Source organism: Ramlibacter sp. bp-362, from assembly GCF_054956735.1.
The window spans coordinates 1-1,312 of record NZ_JBUDXE010000038.1 but is presented as its reverse complement, the minus strand read 5'-3'; the positions used below and the strand labels follow the sequence as shown (position 1 = coordinate 1,312).

At 65.0% G+C, this 1,312-nt stretch carries 1 protein-coding gene and 1 other annotated feature; the gene reads left to right on the top strand.

Translation table 11 applies throughout. The annotated features are described in order from the left end of the window. Window positions 1-47 precede the first annotated feature (47 nt). Window positions 48-1,273 (top strand): IS3 family transposase gene (locus ACY0MJ_RS22305; RefSeq protein ID WP_462640753.1). Its coding sequence is split into 2 segments (ribosomal slippage): window positions 48-330 and window positions 330-1,273, totalling 1,227 coding nucleotides; the frame shifts between segments, so codons are not numbered across the junction. Next, window positions 326-442: a sequence feature (AL1L pseudoknot), on the top strand. It overlaps the preceding gene by 117 nt. Window positions 1,274-1,312 lie beyond the last annotated feature (39 nt).

Genomic DNA, 1,312 nt, shown 5'->3' with positions numbered 1-1,312 from the left:
TGAACCGCGCCGGCTTTCCCGGAGGCTCCTACACTTGAGACGGAGCCATGAGAAAGTCAAAGAAGTTTTCCCCCGAGGTCATCGAGCGGGCCGTGCGGATGGTCGCCGAGAGCCAGCCGCAGCACGAGTCCCAATGGGCCGCCATTGTTTCGATCGCTGCCAAGATCGGCTGCACAGCAGAGACGCTGCGGCGCTGGGTTCGGCAGCATGAGACCGACACGGGGCAGCGCCCCGGCCTGAGCACGCAGGAGCAGCAGCGAATCAAGGATCTGGAGCGAGAGAACCGGGAGCTGCGCCAGGCCAACGAGATCCTGCGCAAGGCCAGCGCGTATTTCGCCCAGGCGGAGCTCGACCGCCGCTTCAAGCCGTGAAGGCATTCATCGACGAACACCGGGGTGCGTACGGGGTCGAGCCGATCTGCAAGGTGATGCAGATCGCCCCGTCCACCTACTGGCTGCACGCGCAGCGCCAGGCTCGCCCCGAGCTGCGGCCCGAACGGGCCAAACGCGACGACGTGCTGGCCCACGAGGTGCGACGCGTCTGGCAGGCCAACATGCAGGTCTATGGGGTGCGAAAAGTCTGGCGTCAACTGCACCGGGAAGGCCTGGAGGTGGCCCGCTGCACCGTGGGCCGCCTGATGCGCCGCCAGGGCCTGCAAGGCGCCGTGCGCGGCAAGAAGCTGCGCACCACGATGCCTGATCCCGCGGCGGCGCGCCCCAGCGACAAGGTGCAGCGCGTGTTCTACGCCGAGCGGCCGAATCAGCTGTGGGTCTCGGACTTCACCTACGTGTCCACCTGGCAGGGATTCGTCTACGTAGCCTTCGTGATCGATGTCTTCGCTCGGCGCATCGTGGGCTGGCGGGTGTCCTCCAGCATGCGCACGGACTTCGTCCTGGACGCCCTGGAGCAGGCGCTCTACGAGCGGCGTCCGGGCGAGGGCGGGGGCTTGATCCATCACTCCGACAGGGGATCGCAATACGTCAGCATCCGCTACACCGAGCGCTTGGCCGAGGCCGGCATCGAACCCTCCGTGGGCAGCGCTGGCGACGCCTACGACAACGCAATGGCTGAAACCATTAACGGCTTGTACAAGACCGAGGTGATCAACAAGCGCGCGCCCTGGAAAACGAAGGAAAGCGTCGAACTCGCCACGCTGGAATGGGTTGCCTGGTTCAATCATCACCGGCTGCTGGAGCCGATCGGCAACATCCCGCCGGCTGAAGCTGAAGCCAACTACTATCGCCAACTCGCCGAGTCAGAAATAATCGTCTGACTCACACCAACGAGTCTCCGAGATTCCCGGCGCGGTTCA